Annotated in this window: 17 protein-coding genes; 11 read left to right on the forward strand and 6 right to left on the reverse strand. The window is 68.0% G+C overall.

The window, feature by feature from the left end; all coding sequences use genetic code 11:
* The first annotated feature begins 66 nt into the window (after positions 1-66).
* Entirely contained in the window at positions 67-1,197 is a 1,131-nt protein-coding gene (locus HRC28_RS12390; RefSeq protein ID WP_237111819.1) for an NAD(P)-dependent alcohol dehydrogenase, read from the forward strand.
* Positions 1,198-1,339: 142 nt separating this feature from the next.
* Complete coding sequence (locus tag HRC28_RS12395) at positions 1,340-1,696, forward strand: iron-sulfur cluster assembly accessory protein (protein ID WP_182380611.1); 357 nt, start codon at positions 1,340-1,342, stop codon at positions 1,694-1,696.
* 86 nt (positions 1,697-1,782) lie between these two features.
* On the opposite strand, the gene HRC28_RS12400 is transcribed toward HRC28_RS12395, so the two are convergent.
* On the reverse strand, positions 1,783-1,995 hold the full coding sequence (locus HRC28_RS12400) for a hypothetical protein (protein WP_182380358.1): 213 nt from the start codon (positions 1,993-1,995) through the stop codon (positions 1,783-1,785).
* Between the two features lie 140 nt (positions 1,996-2,135).
* Here HRC28_RS12400 and HRC28_RS12405 point away from each other — a divergent pair, with 140 nt between their 5' ends.
* Positions 2,136-3,068 (forward strand): carbohydrate kinase family protein, encoded by a 933-nt coding sequence (locus HRC28_RS12405; protein ID WP_182380612.1) that lies wholly within the window; start codon positions 2,136-2,138, stop codon positions 3,066-3,068.
* On the opposite strand, the gene HRC28_RS12410 is transcribed toward HRC28_RS12405, so the two are convergent.
* Positions 3,061-3,285, reverse strand: coding sequence for a sulfurtransferase TusA family protein (locus HRC28_RS12410; protein WP_182380359.1), 225 nt, complete (start codon positions 3,283-3,285; stop codon positions 3,061-3,063). The genes HRC28_RS12405 and HRC28_RS12410 overlap by 8 nt on opposite strands.
* Positions 3,286-3,287: 2 nt before the next feature.
* The gene (locus HRC28_RS12415; protein ID WP_237111820.1) at positions 3,288-4,403 is read right to left on the reverse strand and encodes an aminotransferase class V-fold PLP-dependent enzyme; all 1,116 of its coding nucleotides are present in this window, start codon (positions 4,401-4,403) and stop codon (positions 3,288-3,290) included.
* Positions 4,404-4,596: 193 nt separating this feature from the next.
* Between HRC28_RS12415 and coxB the strand changes: the two genes are divergently transcribed.
* The 4 genes from coxB to HRC28_RS12435 all read left to right on the forward strand — a co-directional run bounded on the left by coxB (position 4,597) and on the right by HRC28_RS12435 (position 8,916).
* Positions 4,597-5,418, forward strand: coding sequence for a cytochrome c oxidase subunit II (gene coxB, locus HRC28_RS12420; RefSeq protein WP_237111821.1), 822 nt, complete (start codon positions 4,597-4,599; stop codon positions 5,416-5,418).
* Positions 5,415-7,169 (forward strand): cytochrome c oxidase subunit I, encoded by a 1,755-nt coding sequence (ctaD, locus tag HRC28_RS12425; RefSeq protein WP_182380361.1) that lies wholly within the window; start codon positions 5,415-5,417, stop codon positions 7,167-7,169. The genes coxB and ctaD overlap by 4 nt, the downstream gene beginning before the upstream one ends.
* Entirely contained in the window at positions 7,169-7,600 is a 432-nt protein-coding gene (locus HRC28_RS12430; RefSeq protein ID WP_182380362.1) for a cytochrome c oxidase subunit 4, read from the forward strand. Before ctaD ends, HRC28_RS12430 begins: the two co-directional genes overlap by 1 nt.
* Positions 7,601-7,707: 107 nt before the next feature.
* The gene (locus HRC28_RS12435) at positions 7,708-8,916 is read left to right on the forward strand and encodes an Ig-like domain-containing protein (protein ID WP_237111822.1); all 1,209 of its coding nucleotides are present in this window, start codon (positions 7,708-7,710) and stop codon (positions 8,914-8,916) included.
* Here HRC28_RS12435 and HRC28_RS12440 read toward each other — a convergent pair whose 3' ends face one another.
* The gene (locus tag HRC28_RS12440; RefSeq protein ID WP_182380363.1) at positions 8,917-10,050 is read right to left on the reverse strand and encodes a glycosyltransferase; all 1,134 of its coding nucleotides are present in this window, start codon (positions 10,048-10,050) and stop codon (positions 8,917-8,919) included. It abuts the gene before it with no gap.
* A gap of 74 nt (positions 10,051-10,124) precedes the next feature.
* Between HRC28_RS12440 and HRC28_RS12445 the strand changes: the two genes are divergently transcribed.
* Genes HRC28_RS12445 through HRC28_RS12460 form a run of 4 tightly spaced genes read left to right on the forward strand, consistent with a single transcriptional unit; the run spans position 10,125 to position 14,774 of the window.
* The gene (locus HRC28_RS12445) at positions 10,125-10,928 is read left to right on the forward strand and encodes a glycosyltransferase (RefSeq protein ID WP_182380364.1); all 804 of its coding nucleotides are present in this window, start codon (positions 10,125-10,127) and stop codon (positions 10,926-10,928) included.
* Entirely contained in the window at positions 10,925-12,052 is a 1,128-nt protein-coding gene (locus tag HRC28_RS12450) for a glycosyltransferase (RefSeq protein WP_182380365.1), read from the forward strand. The genes HRC28_RS12445 and HRC28_RS12450 overlap by 4 nt, the downstream gene beginning before the upstream one ends.
* Positions 12,049-13,374, forward strand: coding sequence for a hypothetical protein (locus HRC28_RS12455; RefSeq protein ID WP_182380366.1), 1,326 nt, complete (start codon positions 12,049-12,051; stop codon positions 13,372-13,374). Before HRC28_RS12450 ends, HRC28_RS12455 begins: the two co-directional genes overlap by 4 nt.
* A complete protein-coding gene (locus tag HRC28_RS12460) occupies positions 13,374-14,774 on the forward strand; it encodes an oligosaccharide flippase family protein (RefSeq protein WP_182380367.1) in 1,401 nt (466 codons plus the stop codon). Before HRC28_RS12455 ends, HRC28_RS12460 begins: the two co-directional genes overlap by 1 nt.
* A gap of 9 nt (positions 14,775-14,783) precedes the next feature.
* Here the strand turns inward: HRC28_RS12460 and HRC28_RS12465 are convergent, their stop codons facing one another.
* A complete protein-coding gene (locus HRC28_RS12465; protein ID WP_182380368.1) occupies positions 14,784-16,250 on the reverse strand; it encodes a sugar transferase in 1,467 nt (488 codons plus the stop codon).
* Positions 16,251-16,450: 200 nt separating this feature from the next.
* Complete coding sequence (locus HRC28_RS12470; protein ID WP_237111823.1) at positions 16,451-18,157, reverse strand: ubiquinol-cytochrome c reductase cytochrome b subunit; 1,707 nt, start codon at positions 18,155-18,157, stop codon at positions 16,451-16,453.

The raw sequence follows: 18,157 nt of genomic DNA on the forward strand, positions 1-18,157 counted from the left end.
CGAGTAGCCGAGCCGCCAGGCGAGGCATATCGAGACGCTTTCTGGAACATGTTCTAGATTGCTCGGGTGACCGAACCCCTGTGCACCACTGCCCTCGTCGTCAACGAACCCGGCGGCGACTTCGTCTTCACTGACGTGCATCTCGAGGCGCCCCGTGCCGACGAGGTGCTGGTACGGATTGTCGCGACCGGTCTGTGCCACACCGACCTGACCGTGCCCACGATGCTGCCCGCCGAGATGATGCCCACGGTGATGGGCCACGAAGGCACCGGCGTCGTCGAGCAGGTCGGCGCCGATGTCGCGGGGATCGAGGTCGGCGACCACGTGGTGATCAGCTTCCGGTCGTGCCGGGCCTGCGGCCCCTGCGAGGAAGGCCACGTCGGCTACTGCGAGCAGGCGCTGCTGCTCAACTACATGGGCATGCGTGCCGACGGCTCGACGACGATGACGGCAGCGGAGGGTGATCGCGCCGGCCAGACGGTCTTCGGCAATTTCTTCGGCCAGTCCAGCTTCGCCCGCCACGCCCTCGCGTACGCCGACAACTGCGTCGTCGTCGACAAGTCGCTCGACCTGACCCGGCTGGCCCCCTTCGCCTGCGGGTTCCAGACCGGCGCTGGCACCGTGCTCAACCTGCTGGACCCCGCGCCCGGAGACTCGCTCGTGGTCTTCGGTGCCGGCGGAGTCGGCCTCGCCGCGGTTGCGGCCGCGCGCGGTCGTGGCGTCGAGACGGTCGTCGTCGTCGACCCGCTCGCCGCCCGTCGGGCCATCGCCGAGGAGTACGGCGCCACGGCGATCGACCCCACGGTGGACGGTGCCCCGGCCGTCGAGGAACAGGTCCGGTCGCTCACGGGTGGCGGGGCGTCATACGCGATCGACACGACGGCGCTGCCCGCGGTCGTGCTCCAGGCCCAGCGGTCGCTGCGCAACCGCGGCATGCTCGTCGCGCTCGGCCTGGGCGCACCGGAGTACACGATCGACGCGATCGACCTGCTGTCGACCGGCAAGACCGTCCGGTCCTCGGTGGAGGGGGAGTCGGACCCGCTGGTGACCATTCCCGAACTGATCGCGCTGCGCGAAGCCGGGAAGTTCGACGTCGACCACCTCGTGACGACGTACCCCTTCGAGCGGATCGCCGACGCCATCGCGGACACGAAATCGGGTCTCGTGGTGAAGCCCGTCCTCGTCTGGGGGGAATAACCACAACTGTGCGACCATTGGGTCCAGTAGAACCCCTTTCTGACATGCCAAGCATGGACAACACCCTGGAGTGAGCATGAGCGACAGTTGCTGCGGTGGCGGCCACAGCCACGAGGCCGAGGCCACCGGTACGACGACGACCATCGCCGAGCCGGTCTCCTTCGACCGCCGTGAAGACCAGATCAACATCAGCCCCGTTGCTGCCGCGAAGGTGGCCAGCCTCCTCGAGCAGGAGGGTCGCACCGACCTGCAGCTGCGGATCTCGGTGCAGCCCGGTGGCTGCAGCGGCCTGCGCTACCAGCTCTTCTTCGACGAGCGGACCCTCGACGGCGACGTCGTGACCGACTTCGACGGCGTCGGCGTGGTCGTCGACCGGATGAGCGTGCCCTACCTCAACGGTGCGGTGATCGACTTCGTCGACACCATCGAGAAGCAGGGCTTCACCATCGACAACCCGAACGCCACGGGTTCCTGCGCGTGCGGTGACTCGTTCAACTGAGCATCCAATGAAGAAAGCCCCCGCCTCGGCGGGGGCTTTCTTGCGTCGGTGGTCGAGGAGGTCGCTCTGCGACCGTCTCGAGACCCTCAGTCCAGGTGCAGCTGGAGAGCGTTCGCGAGGCGCTGGGCGGCCTCGGAGATCTCGATGCCGCGCTTGGGCATCTCGCGGGGGAATTCGTCGAAGTGAATGCTCGGCGCAGGACGCGTGGCCTTGACGGCCGCCCGGGCGAGCTGGCGGTTGACTGCCTCGCAGTCGGCGTGCAGGTCGCTGGGGGCGGCGATCTCTTCGTACGGGCTCATGCTTCGACGTTAAGCGTTACTCCTGGGTAGACCCAGTGGGACCGCCCCAACTTCGTGTTACGTCTCCGATAACCTTCCGTGTCGTGACTGCACCCACGGGCTCCCTCCTGATCGCTGGCTCGATCGCGACCGACCATCTGATGACGTTTGCCGGCAAGTTCTCGGACTCGCTGGTGGTCGATCAGCTCGACAAGCTCTCGGTGTCCTTCCTGGTCAACGACCTCGAGATCCGCCGCGGCGGTGTGGCGCCGAACATGTGCTTCGGCCTCGCCCGCCTCGGCCTGCGACCGGTCCTGGTCGGCGCTGCCGGCGAGGACTTCGCCGACTACCGCTCCTGGCTGGAGCGCAATGGCGTCGACTGCGACTCCGTCCACATCTCCGACAGCAAGCACACGGCGCGCTTCGTGTGCACCACGGACACGACGATGGCCCAGTTCGCGTCGTTCTACCCGGGGGCGATGAGTGAGGCCAGCCTGATCGAGCTCGCCCCGATCGTCGACCGCGTCGGTGCGCCGTCGTACGTCCTGATCGGCGCGGACGACCCCGACGCGATGAAGCGTCACACCGAGGAGTGCCGCCAGCGCGGCTACCCCTTCATCGCCGACTGCTCCCAGCAGCTCGCCTTCGCCGAGGGCGATCTCATTCGCGACCTCATCGAAGGCGCCGCGATCCTGTTCTCCAACGAGTACGAGTCGCACGTCATCGAGAAGAAGACGGGCTGGAGCGCCGAGGAGGTGCTCTCGAAGGTCGACATCCAGGTCACCACCCTCGGCAAGGACGGCGTCCGGGTCACCACCAACGACGGCACGTCGTTCGAGATCCCGGCCGCCAAGGATGTCGCCGCGCTCGAGCCCACCGGTGTCGGTGACGCCTTCCGCGCCGGCTTCCTGGCTGCCCTGTCGTGGGGCTCCTCGCTCGAGCGGGCCGCTCAGGTCGGCTGCGTGCTCGCTGCGTACGTCGTCGAGACGGTCGGCACCCAGGAGTACGACTTCACCCTGCCGCAGTTCGTGGACCGGGTCCGTGACTCCTACGGCGACGACGCCGCCGACGAGGTCGGCAAGTTCCTCATCTGAGCCGGCGCACGGTGTAGCGGGGCAGGTTGTCGTCGGCGAGGTCCTCGCCGACGTACTCCTGACCCCGCATCCGGCACCACGCCGGTACGTCGTAACGGGCGGCCGGGTCGCGCGCGACGACGGCCAGCAGGTCGCCGACGGCGACAGAGGGCAACGCCTTGGCCAGTTCGATGATCGGGCGGGGGCACGGGAAGTCCCGGCAGTCGAGTTCCAGCACGGCTACATCCCTGCCCGGGCGCGGATGGCGGTGACCGACTCGACCAGGGCGGCGCAGAACCCGTCGACCTGGTCGTCGGTGGTGTCGCGCTCCAGGGACACCCGGACGTTGCCGTGAGTCAGGGCGCCCATCGCGGCCAGCACGTGGCTGGGCTCCAATGTGGACGCGGTGCAGGCCGACCCGCTGGCGACGCCGTAGCCGCGCTGCGCGAGGTCGGAGACGATTTCGTCGCCACCGACGTACAGCGCCGAGAAGGTCACCAGCTGCGGCAGCCGCGCGGTCGTGTCGCCGACCACCTCGACGTCCGGCAGGGCCGCGGCAGCGGCGCGGATGCGCGCCACATGACCGAACAGTCGGTTTCCGACGTCGACCTGCTCGGCAACGCAGGCCTGGAGTGCCGCAGCAGCGGCGAGGACCGCCGGGATGTTCGGGAACCCCGGCTGGTCCAGGCCGTCGTCGCCCGGGAACGGATTGGTCCACCGAGTGCCCCGGCGTACCGCCAGGAGTCCGACGCCTGCCGGGCCGCCCCACTTGTGCGCCGAGGCGGTGAGTGCGTCCCAGCGCTCGGGCAGCGCGACGTGGCCGAGCGCGGCGGCACCGTCGACCAGCAGGGGCACGCCGGCGGGCAACTCGAGTTCATCGACGCGTTGCAGGGTGCCGACTTCCTGATTGGCGGCCTGGAGGGCGACGGCACCGACACCGGGCTCCCGCGCGGCCGCGGCCATCGAGGTGAGGTCGACATGCCCGAAGGCGTCGACGGCAATGGACGCATGCGCGGGGGAGTCGCGCCACTGGACCGCGTGGAGCACCGAGGAGTGCTCGACTGCGCTGTGGACGATGCCGAGCCGTCCGGTGGCCGAGGTGAGACCCAACAGTCCGCGGTGGACCGCATCGGTCCCCGAGGCAGCGAAGCCGACTTCGTCCGGTTGGGCGCCGATGCACTCGGCGATCACGGCGCGGGCGTTGTCGAGGAGCAGGCGTGCGTCCCGGCCCGGTCCGTGCAGCCGGCGCGGGTCGCCGTACCCCCGCTCGAGCGCAGCGAGCAGCGTGTCACGCGCGGCGGGGTGCAGGCGCTGCGACGATGCCGCGTCGAGGTACACCTCAGGTGTGCTGCTCACAGGGGCGACGATAGATGAGGGACAGGGGAGCGGTGGCGAGCACGGCGCGCTGGTCCGAACCACTGACCCCACGCCCCGCACGGGTCCCGTCTCCGCTAGTGTTCGCAATTGTTCTGACCCTCGAGAGGAAGGCTCGTTCGTGGGCTGGTGGCTACCCGAGCGCACGCGTGGATCCCGACGGCATTTGCGTCGCGTGATTCCGCTCGCCGGCATCGTCGTACTCGCGTTCGCGTTGTCCGGATGTTCGACCGATACCCAGTGGGAACGGTTCGGCATGCCGGAGATCAAGTCCGAACAGGGTGAACACATCCTCCTGTTGTGGCAGGGCGCGTGGATCGCTGCGCTCGTCACCGGTGTGATCACGTGGGCGCTCATCATCGGTGTCCCGATCTGGTTCCGTCGTCGTAGTGACGACGAGGTCCCGGTCCAGACCCGCTACAACCTGCCGATCGAGATCTTCTACACGATCTTCCCGATCGTGATGGTCGTCGCGTTCTTCGCGCAGACGGTCCGGGTGCAGAACATCGCGCTCGAGCACGTCGCGAACCCCGATGTCGTGGTCAAGGTCGTCGGCCAGAAGTGGTCGTGGACCTTCAACTACCCCGACACCGAGGCCGCGGGCGGCAAGAACGTCTTCGTCTCCGGCACGGGTGAGGACATCCCGCAGTTGGTCATTCCGGTCCACAAGACCGTCGAGTTCCAGCTGTACAGCCCCGACGTGATCCACAACTTCGGTATCCCGGCCTTCGCCATGCGCATGGACGTCGTTCCCGGCAACGACAACTCCTACCAGGTGACCCCGACCGAGACCGGCGTCTACGACGGCAAGTGCTACGAACTGTGCGGCGCTTACCACTCGCGGATGCTGTTCACCGTCAAGGTCGTCACCGACGCGGAGTACGACGCGTACCTGGCCGAGCTGGCTGCTGACCCCGAGCACGTCTCCGAGGAGCCCGTCGACGGCGGCGTCTACTCCGAGAACCTCATTGACGACGAAGAGGGAGGGCACGAGTGACCGCGACTGCCGCTCGCTCCGCAGACCTCACCGAGCGCAAGCCGCTCGGACAGCAGGTTGTGCGGGTGCTGACCACGACCGACCACAAGCTGATCGGCAACCTGTACTTCGTCACCGCCATGGGCTGGTTCATCGCTGGCGGCATCATGGCGCTGCTCATCCGGTCCGAGCTCGCCTACCCGGGCAGCCAGCTCGTCAACGAGGAGCTCTACAACCAGCTCTTCACGATGCACGGCACGATCATGCTGCTGCTGTTCGCGACGCCGCTGTTCTTCGGCTTCGGTAACGCGATCATGCCGCTGCAGATCGGCGCGCCCGACGTCGCGTTCCCGCGCCTGAACATGTTCAGCTACTGGCTGTACCTGTTCGGTGGCCTCATCGCCGGTGCCGGCTTCCTCACCCCGCAGGGTGCCGCGTCCTTCGGCTGGTTCGCCTACACGCCGCTGTCCGACTCGGTCAATAGCCCCGGCGTCGGTGGCGACCTGTGGATCATGGGCCTGTGGATGGCCGGTCTGGGAACGATCCTGGGTGCGGTCAACTTCATCACCACGATCATCTGCATGCGCGCGCCCGGCATGACGATGTTCCGGATGCCGATCTTCGTGTGGACCGTGCTGATCACGGCGATCCTCGTGCTGATCGCCTTCCCGATCCTCGCCGGTGCGCTGCTCTCGCTCGAGGCTGATCGACAACTCGGTGCCCACGTCTTCGACACCTCGACAGGTGGCGCGATCCTCTGGCAACACCTGTTCTGGTTCTTCGGGCACCCAGAGGTCTACATCATCGCCCTGCCGTTCTTCGGCATCATTTCCGAGATCCTGCCGGTCTTCAGTCGCAAGCCGATCTTCGGCTACGTCGGCCTGGTCGGCGCCACGCTCGGCATCGCGATCCTGTCGGTGGCGGTGTGGGCACACCACATGTTCGTCACGGGTGCGGTGAACCTCGCGTTCTTCTCCGGCATGACGTTCCTGATCGCGGTCCCGACCGGCGTGAAGTTCTTCAACTGGATCGGCACGATGTGGGGCGGATCAGTACGCATGGACACACCCATGCTCTGGTCGATCGGCTTCCTCACGACGTTCCTCTTCGGTGGCCTGACCGGCATCATCCTGGCCAGCCCGCCGCTGGACTTCCACGTGTCCGACTCGTACTTCGTGGTGGCGCACTTCCACTACACGGTGTTCGGAACCGTCGTGTTCGCCATGTTCGCGGGCTTCTACTTCTGGTGGCCAAAGCTCACCGGACGAATGCTCGACGAACGACTCGGCAAGATTCACTTCTGGCTGTTGTTCATCGGCTTCCACACGACCTTCCTCATCCAGCACTGGCTGGGCATCGAGGGCATGCCGCGTCGTTACGCGGACTACCTGCCCGGCGATGACTGGGAGGTCCTGAACCAGGTGTCGACGATCGGTGCCTTCGTGCTCGCGTCCTCGATGCTGCCGTTCTTCTACAACGTCTACGTCTCCCGCAAGAGCCCGCTGGTCAACACCGACGACCCGTGGGGTTGGGGCCGGTCGCTGGAGTGGGCCACGAGCTGCCCGCCGCCGCGTCACAACTTCCACACCTTGCCGCGGATCCGGTCGGAATCTCCGGCGTTCGACCTGCACCACCCGGAGATCGCCGCGATCGAGATGTATGACAACCCGGCGGAGTTCGACGGTGCCGGCAAGGGCGACCTGCCGGACACCGAGGGCCGTGCCGAGCACCTCGAGGAGCAGATCAAGAAGAACAAGGACGGGGACGCCTGATGAAGATCGAAGCCTGGATCTTCGGCCTGACCACGATCTTCCTGGTCCTGGTCTCGCCCGCCTACTGGTTCATCACCGACGCCGGCACTCAGTGCGGCCAGGAGAACTGCGCCGACTGGACCGGCACGTCCGCCCTGGTCATGACCACGCTGCTGTGCGCGATGATGACCCTCTACCTGGGTTTCCACGCCAAGCGCATGGATGCCCGGCCGGAGGACCGCAAGGACGGCGAGATCGCTGATGGCGCGGGAGAGCTCGGGTTCTTCCCGCCGTACTCGTGGTGGCCGCTGTGGTGCGCCGCCGCTCTCGGTGTGATCGTGTTCGCCGTGGCCGTGCTGGCCTGGTGGCTCGTGATCATCGGATTCGTCCTCGGCGCGCTCGCCGTCCCGGGCTGGATCTACGAGTACTACCGCGGCGAATACGCCCACTGACAGACCCTTTCGGGCCAGATTTCGTTGGCGGTGTCGCACCTCACGGTGTGACACCGCCAACGTGTTTCCAGCCGTTCTGGTGAGGTGATGGCAGGTACCCTTCTCGGGTGTCCATTACGTCCCGTCGCACTCATCTGGTGCGTGCTCTTGCCGTCCTGTCCATCGTTGCGGTGGTCGCGGCTGGTTGCGACGGCTCGGGGGTCCTTCCGGGAGCAGGTGACGACGGGAGCGCCGAAACGACGGCAGCGGCCGCGGTCCAGGCGACGGTGCACACCAACATCAAGCCCGGTGCGACCAGGGTCCCTGTCGACAAGATCCTGCGCGTCGCAGCGGTGGACGGCACCCTGAAGACCGTCAAGGTCCGATCGGCCGCCGGCCCGCTCAAGGGCAAGGTCGACGCGGCGAGCGGACGCTGGATCGCCAGCGACCGACTCGAGCCCGGTGTGCGCTACCGCGTGCTCGCGACGGCCACGAACGCCGAAGGCACCGAAGCCACCAGCGACACGGTTTTCACGACCCAGGCGCTCTCGCTGTCGCAGCAGACCTATCCGTCCGTCTCGCCGCTCGACGGCGAGAAGGTCGGCATCGGTATGCCCGTCGTGGTCACCTTCGACCTCCCCGTGATCGACAAGGTCGCGTTCGAGAAGAAGATGAAGGTCACCGCGGTCCCCACCCAGGCCGGTTCGTGGCGCTGGGTCGGCGACAAGGAAGCACACTGGCGCCCGCGCGCCTACTGGAAGGCCGGCTCGAAGGTCGACGTCAACATCGACATCAACAGCGTGCCGGCCGGTGGCGGCGTCTACGGCCAGGAAGACCGCGATCTCTCCTTCACGGTCGGCGACGCTCATGTCTACAAGGTCAACGCGAAGACCCACCAGATGAAGGTCATCTCCAACGGCAAGCTGCTGCGCACCATCCCGATCACGACGGGCAAGGCGGGCTTCATCACCCGGTCGGGCACGAAGGTGATCATGGAGAAGTTCGCCACCCGCCGGATGAACTCCGAGACCGTCGGCATCCCGGCGGGCTCGGCCGAGGCCTACGACCTCGACGACGTGAAGTGGGCGATGCGCCTGACGAACTCCGGTGAGTTCATCCACGCCGCTCCCTGGTCGGTCGGCTCGCAGGGCAACGCCAACGTCTCCCACGGCTGCACCGGCATGAGCACCGCCAACGCTGCCTGGCTCTACGACATGACCCGCCGCGGCGATGTCGTCGAGTACGTCGGCACGAACCGTCCGATGGAGTCCTGGAACGGCTACGGCGACTGGAACATCACGTGGCCCGACTACGCGGCAGGTTCCGCGCTCAACTGATCAACACTGCGTCGCGTCGGCCTGGAACGTCTGAGCGAGTTGAGCGCTGATGGTGGACAGGATCGTCGCCTTCGTGATGGAGGGCAGGCTCGCTCGCCGGACCTCTTCCCTGGACCGTCCACGCATCTCGTAGGCGTAGGAAAGGATGGCGTCCATCGACACCGGACCCTTCCTGAAGAAGAACTCACTCGGTGGGAACACGTCGCGATGACCGGCATAGGTCGGTAGTCCGGACGCGAGGTATTCGCGCACCTTGAGACTGCAGGCCTCTGCCATCTGCTTGCGTTCGAGGGCGAAGGCGGAGAGGCCGACCCAGGCTGCGGAGGCGATCTGGTTGATCTCGGCTCGCGAGCGGGGGCCGTGCAGTCGGACGCGCGGATCCAGCGGGCCCGGGGGCAGCGCGTCGTCCGGCACGGTGCCGACCAGGTGCAGGACGAAGTCGTCGGTGGACCTCTGAACGGCGTCGACCAGAAGGTCGATCCCTTGCCAGGGGGCGAAGGTGCTGGCAACGAACAGGAGTTCTGGCACCTCGTTCCGGTCGTCGTCCAGCAGGTCGACGGTGTGGGGGTCGATGCCGTTCGGAAGTACGAAGGTCGGCAGGTCCACCCCAGCGCGTCGCCGTTCGTACTCGGTGATCTCCGCGGTGACTCCGACGATGCCGTCGCCCGCACGGATCGCCCGCACCCCGACGGTTCGTTCGGCGACCTCGCGCAGTCGCCCACCCAACCCGGGAGAGAGCTGGATCTCGGGCACCTCCAGCGTGTGGTGGACCGACAGCAGCGGAACGTGCATCTTGCGGGCCGCAGCCGGTCGATGGGTGTCGTACTGCAGGTGCCGGAGCAGGACGACGTCGTACTCGTCCTGGATCGCGACGAGCCAGCCGTAGAGAGCGGTGAGGTGGGCCTGCCGATCCAGGGCCCGACGCAGGAGGGAGCCGCCGCGTGGCGCGGCCGCATCCTGGCTCGCGCGCAGCGGCTCGAGTGCGGGCGGGAGGTGTCCGCGCGTGAAGATGCGTGCATGCCAGTCGAGGTCGTGGTCGTCGGCTGCGGCCTGTTCGGCGCGGACCTGCTCCAGGAGACCGGTCAGCAGGGGATCCTCCGGGTCGCGCACCGGTGTCACGTGGAGGACTCGCACTTGCCCACCCTAGTGAGCGCCCGTCGTTAGACTGCGGCGCAGCGCGGTTGCCGACAGCGGGAAGGACGGATGGGGTGCCTGACTGTCTCGTCCTGATTCCGTACCACGAGGCCGGCGAGAAGTTGCTGGCGTCCCTCGATTCCATCGTCGACCCGGGCCAGCGGCTCGAGGTGCTGGTGGTGGACGACGGCAGCAGGCGTTTGCCCGCGACGGCATCCGTCGACGGGCGCTCCTGGCCCTTCCCCGTGCGGATCGAGACGCTGCCCCGCAACGTCGGCATCGCCGAGGCCCTGAACCACGGACTGGGGTACGCCGCGCCGTACACCTATGTCGCTCGCCTTGACTGCGGCGACACCTGCCTGCCGAATCGGTTTCGCCTCCAGCTCGACGAACTGGACCAACACCCGGACCTGTTGTTGCTGGGGGGAGCAGCCGAGTTCGCGACGCCGGAAGGGCGGACCCACCTCGAGTACTTTCCGACCACCTGGGCGGGCGTGTTGCGCCGACTCCGGGTCAACTCGGCGTTCCTCCATCCGTCCGTCGTCTTCCGGTCCGCGGTGATCGATCGCGTCGGGCTGTACCCCGTGGACCGGCCCGCGGCCGAGGACTACGCCTGGTTCTGGTCGATCGCGAAGGTGGGGGAGGCACGGAGCCTTCGCGACGTGGTCCTGCGCTACGAGATCGACCCGGATGCCATCTCGTCCCTGCATCGCCGGCGCCAGATCCGGAGCCGGATCCAGGTGATGCGGGACAACTTCGACCTCACTCCCGGCGCAGTGTGGGGACTGGTTCGCTCAGCCGTGCTCTACCTGTCCCCGCGTCGCGCCGTCGTCCAGGTACGACGCGCGCTGGCTCCGTTGCTGCGGAATGATCGATGACCGACCGGCCCGGCCCCGGTGCCCTGCGCGTGCTCCACGTCAGCCAGCCCACCAGTGAAGGAACGGCTGTCGTCGTGGCGAACCTGGTGGCCACCGGGGTTCGGAACGACCAGGTCGCCGACGTTGCGTCGGGGCCGACCGGGCACCTGGCCAGTGATGCCGGGGCCGCAGGCGGTGGCTGGATCGACGTACCGATGACGCGACTGCCCAACCCGGCAGACCTCGCCCACTGGTGGCGCTTGCGCCGCCTCCTGGTCGCGTACGACGTCGTCGTCCTCCATTCCAGCAAGGCCGGCCTGCTCGGACGACTGGCCCTGATCAGCCTGCCCCGGCGGCGACGCCCGGCGTCGGTGTTCGTGCCCCACGGCTGGTCCTGGCACACAGGTGGACGCCTGGGTGGGGTCTATCGCTGGATGGAACGGATCCTGGCTCCGGCGACCGACTGCATCGTTGCCGTGTCCGATGCCGAGGCCCGCGACGGGGGAGCCGTACTCCGGGGGCGCGGTCGGATCGAGGTGATCGCGAACGGGGTCGACACCGACCGGTTCGCTCCCGCCGCGGAGCCGCGCGATCCGGCGACGCTTCTCGTCGTCGGCCGGCTGGCGCGGCAGAAGGGTCAGGACGTCCTTCTCCGGGCGCTGGCCGAACTCGATGACGTCCGCCTGGATCTGGTCGGCGACGGACCCGCTCGCACGGAACTGGAATCGCTCGCCGCCGAACTCGGCGTAGCGGAGCGCGTGCGGTTCCTGGGGACTTCATCGCCCCTGGAGCACCTCCGCTCGGCGACCCTCGTCGTCGTACCGTCGCGTTGGGAGGGCCTGTCCCTTGCCCTCCTGGAAGCGATGGCCACCGCAGCGCCCGTGGTGGCGACGAGCGCCGGCGCGAGCGGCGTCCTCGAAGGCGCGGGCTGGGTGGTCGACGCTCCGGAGGAGGAGATGGCAGGTGCTCTGGCATCGGTCGTCCGACGAGCCCTCGATGCGCCGGCGGAGCGCGAGGCGTTCGGCGGCGTCGCGCGACAGCGGGCCGTGGAACTCTTCTCCGGCAGCGTGTGCGCCGCCGAACACCTTCGGCTGTGGGCCACGCTGATCGAATGTCGCACGACGCCCCAGGGTGGCATCGCATGAAGGCGGGTTCGAGGCGCGATGCGTGGTTCGTCGGCACCGTGGAGATCGCAGGGATCTGTCGTGACCTCACGCTGGGACTCCGTTCCCTCGGGCTGGAGGTCCACGCGGTCACCTATGAGCGGCATCCGTTCGGCTACGGGACGGACGCACCTGGTCGCGTGATCGGATCCATCCAGGCGCTCCATGCCTGGGGCGCTGCAGGCCGCCGCGGCACCCTGCGAGGTCGCCTGCGCCACGTTCTCGGGAGCTCGGCAACCCTGCCCCTGAAGGTGTGGCTGATGTCGACAGCCATCTGCCGTAGCCGGAACTTCGTGTTCTTGTGGGGCCGTTCCTTCCTGCCGTGGAACCTGGACCTGCCGGTGCTCAAGCTGCTCGGCGCGCGGATCATCGTCAACGTGGGTCTGGGGTCGGAGATGCGACCGCCGTACATCGACGGAGGGCTGTGGGGTCCTTCGGGGGATCTTCGTCCGAGCTCGCGCCGGCTCTCCTCGCGGGCGCACCGTGCGCGTCGACAGCTCCGGCGGATCGAGCGCCACGCCGACTACGTCATCGGCCAACCGTTGAGCTCCAGCATGTTCGGTGTTCGGCCCCAGGTGAACTGGTTGACGATCGGTCCGCCCATTGCCCCACTGCAGGAGCCAGCGCCGGGCGCGATCCGGCCGCCGGGCGGCCCGGTGCGCATCGCGCACTCGCCCTCTTCACCCGTGCCGAAGGGAACTCCCCAGATCCGGGCCGCGATTGCGGAGCTGCGGGCGCGCGGTCACGACATCGAGTTCGTCGAACTGATCGGCAGGCCCAACGCCGAAGTCCTCGCCGAGTTCGCGTCCTGTGACCTGGTGGTGGACCAGGTCTTCTCCGACTACCCGCTGACGCGTACCTATGTCGAAGCAGCCTGGTTCGGCACGCCCTGCGTCATGGGCGGCTACGGATGGGACCGGCTGGAAGCGTTCATGGACCCCGACACCCTGCCGCCGCTCAAGCTCACCCACCCCGATCGCCTGATCGAGGCCATGGAAGATCTCGTGGCCGACGCCGCGGCACGACGGGAGCTCGGTTCCCGTGCTCAGGCGTTCGTCCGTTCCCACCTGCTGGCCGAGAAGGTCGCGGCCCACCACGTGCGGCTCCTGACGGACGGGGCGCCCGACGAGTGGTACTTCGATCCGGGCGACGTGCGCTACTTCGAGGGCTACGGCCGACCGCCGGAGGTGACCAGGGCAACGATGCGCGAGATCATCGCCGCGCTCGGCGTTGCCGGTCTTGCCCTCGACCATGACAAGGCCCTCGAAGGCGACGCGGTCGCGTTCGCCGATGGTGAGCCTTGATGATCCGGCGCTTCCTCCGTGACGGAGCGGTCTACTTCATTCCCACGGTCCTGACCGCTGGCGTCGGGTTCGTCATGCTCCCGCTCTACACCCGCCTCCTGAATCCCGGGGACTTCGGCTCCCTGGACCTGCTGGTCCTCTTCAGCTCCATCGTGCGGCTCACTCTGCCGCTGGAGGTGACCCAGGCTGTCGCCCTGTTCAGGGGCGACGCCACGCCCGCGGACCGCGATGTCCTGACCGCGTCGGCGTGGCGCTTCACCTGTGCCGTCTACGTCGGCTTCGTCGTGGTCGCCGGCCTTGCTGCGGTGCCGCTGAGCCGGATCGTCATGGGCAGGGACGGGCTGGTTACCGAGTTCATGGTCGGGATCGTCTACATCGCGCTGGGAGGGCTCTTCTACTTCCAGCAGAGTCAGCTGCGCTTCGAACTGCGGGCCCGCGCCTGTGCTCTGGTCAGTGTCGCCCAGACCTTCGCGCAACTGTGCGGAGCCGCGATCCTGGCGTGGGGCCTGGACCTGGGGCTCCTGGGTTTCATCGGTGGCATGACCGCTGGCATGGCCTCGGGTGTCGTGATGGCGACGGTCCTGTTGCGCACGAGCCTGAGAGGCACCTTCTCGCGGGCCCAACTCCGCCGGATGCTCCGCTTCTCCCTGCCCCTGGTTCCGTCGGGCGTGGCCGTCTTCGTCACGGCCTCGATCGGACGCTACGGCCTGAACGCATGGCAGGACCTCGACGAGGTGGGCATCTACGCGCTGGCCTTCCGTGTGAGCGGCGTCCTGCTGCTCATCACCGGCGCAGCGCAGGCAGCCTTGACCCCGCTCGTCTATGCCCGGCACGGCGAGGCGGCAGCGCGGACCGAGGTCGCCACGCTGCTGCGCTACTTCGCGACCGTCATGGCGTCGGTGGTGGTGACCTTTGCCTTGTTTGCCCCGGAACTGCTGGACGTCGTGGGCACCGACGCCTACGCCCGGTCAGCCCAGCTGGTGGGGGTGCTCGCTCCCGGTGTCGTGATGGCCCAGCTGTACGTGTTCTTTCCGGGGCCGTTCGTCGCCCGGCGGACCGGTCTGGTCCTGGCCATCAACGCCTTCGGCGCCTGCGTCGCGGCCGGTCTCGTGGTGGCCCTGGTTCCCAGCGAAGGCGCCACCGGTGCAGGGTGGGCGGCCCTGATCTCGAGCGGGGCCACCTTGCTGGCCTACATCCTCGTCAGTCAGCGCCTGTGGCCCGCTCCGCATGCGTGGCTCGGGCTCGGCGTTCTCGCCATCGTGACCGTGGGGATCTGCGTGGCGGCGCAGGATGTTCGGGAGGCGGGCCCCGTGGCGAGCTTGGGGGCGATCGCGGTGGTCCCCGTCATCGCGCTGGCCACCAGGCTGGTGCGACCGAAGGAGCTCAGCCGTTCGCAGTGACCGGGTGGCTCAGTACGCGCCGTCGTGCTTCAGCACCGCACGCGCGGTGCGCGCGAGGATCGCCAGGTCGCCGGCCATGGTCCAGTTCTCGACGTAGTACAGGTCGAGGCGCGCGGACTCCGGTTGGCTGAGGTTCGAGCGCCCCGAGACCTGCCACAGACCGGTGAGGCCCGGGCGCACCTTGAGCCGGTGGTGCATCGAGTCGGTGTACGACGCCACCTCGGCCGCGACCTGCGGGCGCGGGCCGACCAGGCTCATCTGTCCGGCCAGCACGTTGAACAGCTGGGGGAGCTCGTCGAGCGAGTAGCGGCGCAGGAAGCTGCCGACGCGGGTGACCCGCGGGTCGTCGGCGAGCTTGAAGAGCAGGGCATCCTTGCCGTGGGCATCCATCAGGGACGCGTGGGCGGTGTCCGAGCCGACGCCCATGCTGCGGAACTTCCACACGCCGAACTCCTGGCCGTTGAGGCCGATCCGGCGGTGCCGGTAGAACAGCGGGCCACGGTCGTCGAGCTTGATGGCCACGGCCACGGCGACGAACACCGGGAGCAGGGCCAGGATCAGGCCCAGTGACCCTAGTCGGTCGAACGCAGCCTTGCCCCAGCGCATCGCACGGGCCACCTGCGGCGGCTCGACGTGGAGGAACGGAAGGCCGGCAACCGGGCGCATGTGGATACGCGGACCGGCCACGTCGATCAGGTTCGGGACGACAATCAGGTCGATGTCGGTGCCCTCGAGATCCCAGCCGACCTGGCGGAGGTCGACGGAGGACCCGTAGGAGCCGCTGGCGATCAGCAGCGTGTCCGCCTCGTGCTCGCGGCACAGGCGCGCGGCGTGTTGGGGACTGCCCAGCACGGGCACCGGCAGGTCGGGGGCCGGCTCGGGCACGCAGGCGCCCATGACGCCGTACCCGAGTTCGGGCTGGCGGGCCAGGGCCGAATGCAACTCCGCCACCGACTGGGCGTCGCCGACGACGACGACGCGGTGCAGCAACTGGTGGCTCACCCGCAGGCGGGTCACCACCGCGCGCACGGCGAAGCGCTCGAGCAGCAGGCCGGCCGTGCCGAGGGCCCACGCGATCGCGAAGTACCCGCGGGACATGTCGTAGTTGATCAGGTAGGCGAGCATCGCAATGGCGCCGGCGGCGGCCACTGAGCCGCGCACGACACACTTGAACTCGTCGGTGCCCTGGGCGAACTGGCGGCGCGAGTAGGCGTCGGTCAGCCCCAGTGACAGCATCCAGACCGGCACGATCCAGCCGAAGTCGATGAGCGGAACGCCCGTACGCCACTCGATGCCGGTCGGCGGCCAGGTCCCGAAGCCGAACTTGAGGCCGACCGCGGCGACGGCCGCGAGAGCGACGGTCATGAGGTCGAGCAGTGCGGTGATCAGGATCAGCCGGGCCATCCTGTTGCGGATGCCGACGGGCCGGGCGGAGATGCGGGTCGAGGCATCGGCGGCGAGTGCAGTCGTCGTCATCGCCGAGCCCCTTTCGCGTCGGTTGCTGAGCCAATGCAACGCTATTCCAGCCGCTGGTGCAGGGGATCCGTCGTTTCGGTCAAATCTTGCGCCACGACTAGTCCTTTCGGACTAGTCCGGTGCGCGAGGTCAGTTCCGGGCGGCCCGGAAATGCCGAACGCCGCCCCCGGAGAATCCGGGGACGGCGTTCGATGGCTGGATCAGTGATCCGCCGGGCCGTGCTTGTTCGGGCCGGCGGCGATCTGCGCCTCCAGCTCGTGCAACTCGTGCTCGGCGTGGTGCTGCGCGTCGTGCAGCTCCTCGGCCGTCGGCTTCTGCACGTTGTCCGCGAAGAAGATCGCCGACAGCTTGGCCCGCAGGCGCCGCAGCTTGACCTGGCGACCGGCCAGGCCGGACGACTCGATCTCCTCCACCGTCTCCGGCGTCGGGTCGTTGTCGCGGGCGCTGAGGCGGTAGGCCTCGCCCTCGGGGAGCGGCAGGTGCTTCTCGGCGTAGCCGCCCTCGGGGGAGCGGACCAGGACACCCGACTCGTAGCCGTGCAGGAGCTTGCCCTCGTCGTGACGCTGGAGCGAGATGCACCAGCGCTTGGTGATGATGAAGGCGATGACCGGCCCGATGAAGACCGCGGCACGCATGAAGTAGGTGATCTGGTTGATGCTGAGGTGCATCTTGATCGCGATGATGTCGTTACCGCCCGCGGCCCATGAGAGGCCGTAGAAGGTCATCAGCGCCACCATGATCGCCGTACGGGTCGGGGCGTTGCGCGGGCGCTGCAGCAGGTGGTGCTCCCGCTTGTCGCCGGTGATCCAGGATTCCAGGAACGGCAGCGCGATCAGGAGCATCAGCATCAGCGGCGGCATCACGAGGATCGGCAGCATGACGTTCCACGACAGGGTGATCCCGAAGATGTGGGTCTCCCAGGCAGGGATGATCCGGAGCAGGCCGTCGGGCCAGCCCATGTACCAGTCGGGCTGTGAGCCCGCGGTCACCTTGGACGGGTCGTAGGGGCCGAACTTCCACACCGGGTTGAGCGAGAAGAGCCCACCCAGCAGGGTGATCACGCCGAACACGATGAAGAAGAAGCCACCGGCCTTCGCGGCGTAGACGGGGAGCATCGGGTACCCGACGACGTTCTCCTCGGTGCGGCCGGGACCGGCCCACTGCGTGTGCTTGTGGTAGACGAGCAGCAGCATGTGCGCGGCGACCAGGGCCAGCAGGATGCCCGGGATCAGCAGGATGTGCATGGCGTAGAACCGCGGGATGATCGAGTCACCCGGGAACTCTCCTCCGAAGAGGAAGAACGACATGTAGGTGCCGACCACGGGGGAGGCCTTCATGAAGCCGTCCGCCGCCCGGACGCCGGTGCCCGAGAGCAGGTCGTCGGGCAGGGAGTAACCGGTGAAGCCCTCGAGCGTGCCCAGGAGCAGCAGCAGGCAGCCGATGACCCAGTTGAGCTCGCGCGGCTTGCGGAACGCGCCCGTGAAGTACACGCGCATCATGTGGATCATCATCGAGGCGATGAAGATCATCGCGGCCCAGTGGTGCATCTGCCGCATGAGCAGACCGCCGCGGACATCGAACGAGATGTCCAGGGTGGAGGCCATGGCCGAGGACATGTGCACGCCGCGCAGCGGGTCGTAGGAGCCGTTGTACTGGATCTCGGTCATGCTCGGGTCGAACCACAGCGTCAGGAACACACCGGTCAGCAGCAGGACGACGAAGCTCCACAGGGCGATCTCGCCGAGCATGAAGGACCAGTGGTCCGGGAAGACCTTGCGCAGGTTCTTCTTCATGGCGGTGCCGAGGCCGAGGCGCTCGTCTGCCCAGTTCGCGATGGCTCCGGCGGCCTTGGCCCCCTTCGGAGCGGCAGCGGGCTCGGTGCCGTTGGTCGTTGCGACCTTGCTCAT

Origin of the sequence: Nocardioides sp. WS12, assembly GCF_014108865.1 — a bacterium.
GTDB lineage: Bacteria > Actinomycetota > Actinomycetes > Propionibacteriales > Nocardioidaceae > Nocardioides.

Bases quoted from the DNA above. Each gene is read 5' to 3' on its own strand.
- HRC28_RS12400 (WP_182380358.1), bottom strand. From the start codon at position 1,995: ATGAGCCCGTACGAAGAGATCGCCGCCCCCAGCGACCTGCACGCCGAC.
- HRC28_RS12455 (WP_182380366.1), top strand. From the start codon at position 12,049: ATGAAGGCGGGTTCGAGGCGCGATGCGTGGTTCGTCGGCACCGTGGAG.
- HRC28_RS12470 (WP_237111823.1), bottom strand. From the start codon at position 18,157: ATGAGCAAGGTCGCAACGACCAACGGCACCGAGCCCGCTGCCGCTCCG.
- HRC28_RS12450 (WP_182380365.1), top strand. From the start codon at position 10,925: ATGACCGACCGGCCCGGCCCCGGTGCCCTGCGCGTGCTCCACGTCAGC.
- HRC28_RS12405 (WP_182380612.1), top strand. From the start codon at position 2,136: ATGACGTTTGCCGGCAAGTTCTCGGACTCGCTGGTGGTCGATCAGCTC.
- HRC28_RS12430 (WP_182380362.1), top strand. From the start codon at position 7,169: ATGAAGATCGAAGCCTGGATCTTCGGCCTGACCACGATCTTCCTGGTC.
- HRC28_RS12460 (WP_182380367.1), top strand. From the start codon at position 13,374: ATGATCCGGCGCTTCCTCCGTGACGGAGCGGTCTACTTCATTCCCACG.
- HRC28_RS12465 (WP_182380368.1), bottom strand. From the start codon at position 16,250: ATGACGACGACTGCACTCGCCGCCGATGCCTCGACCCGCATCTCCGCC.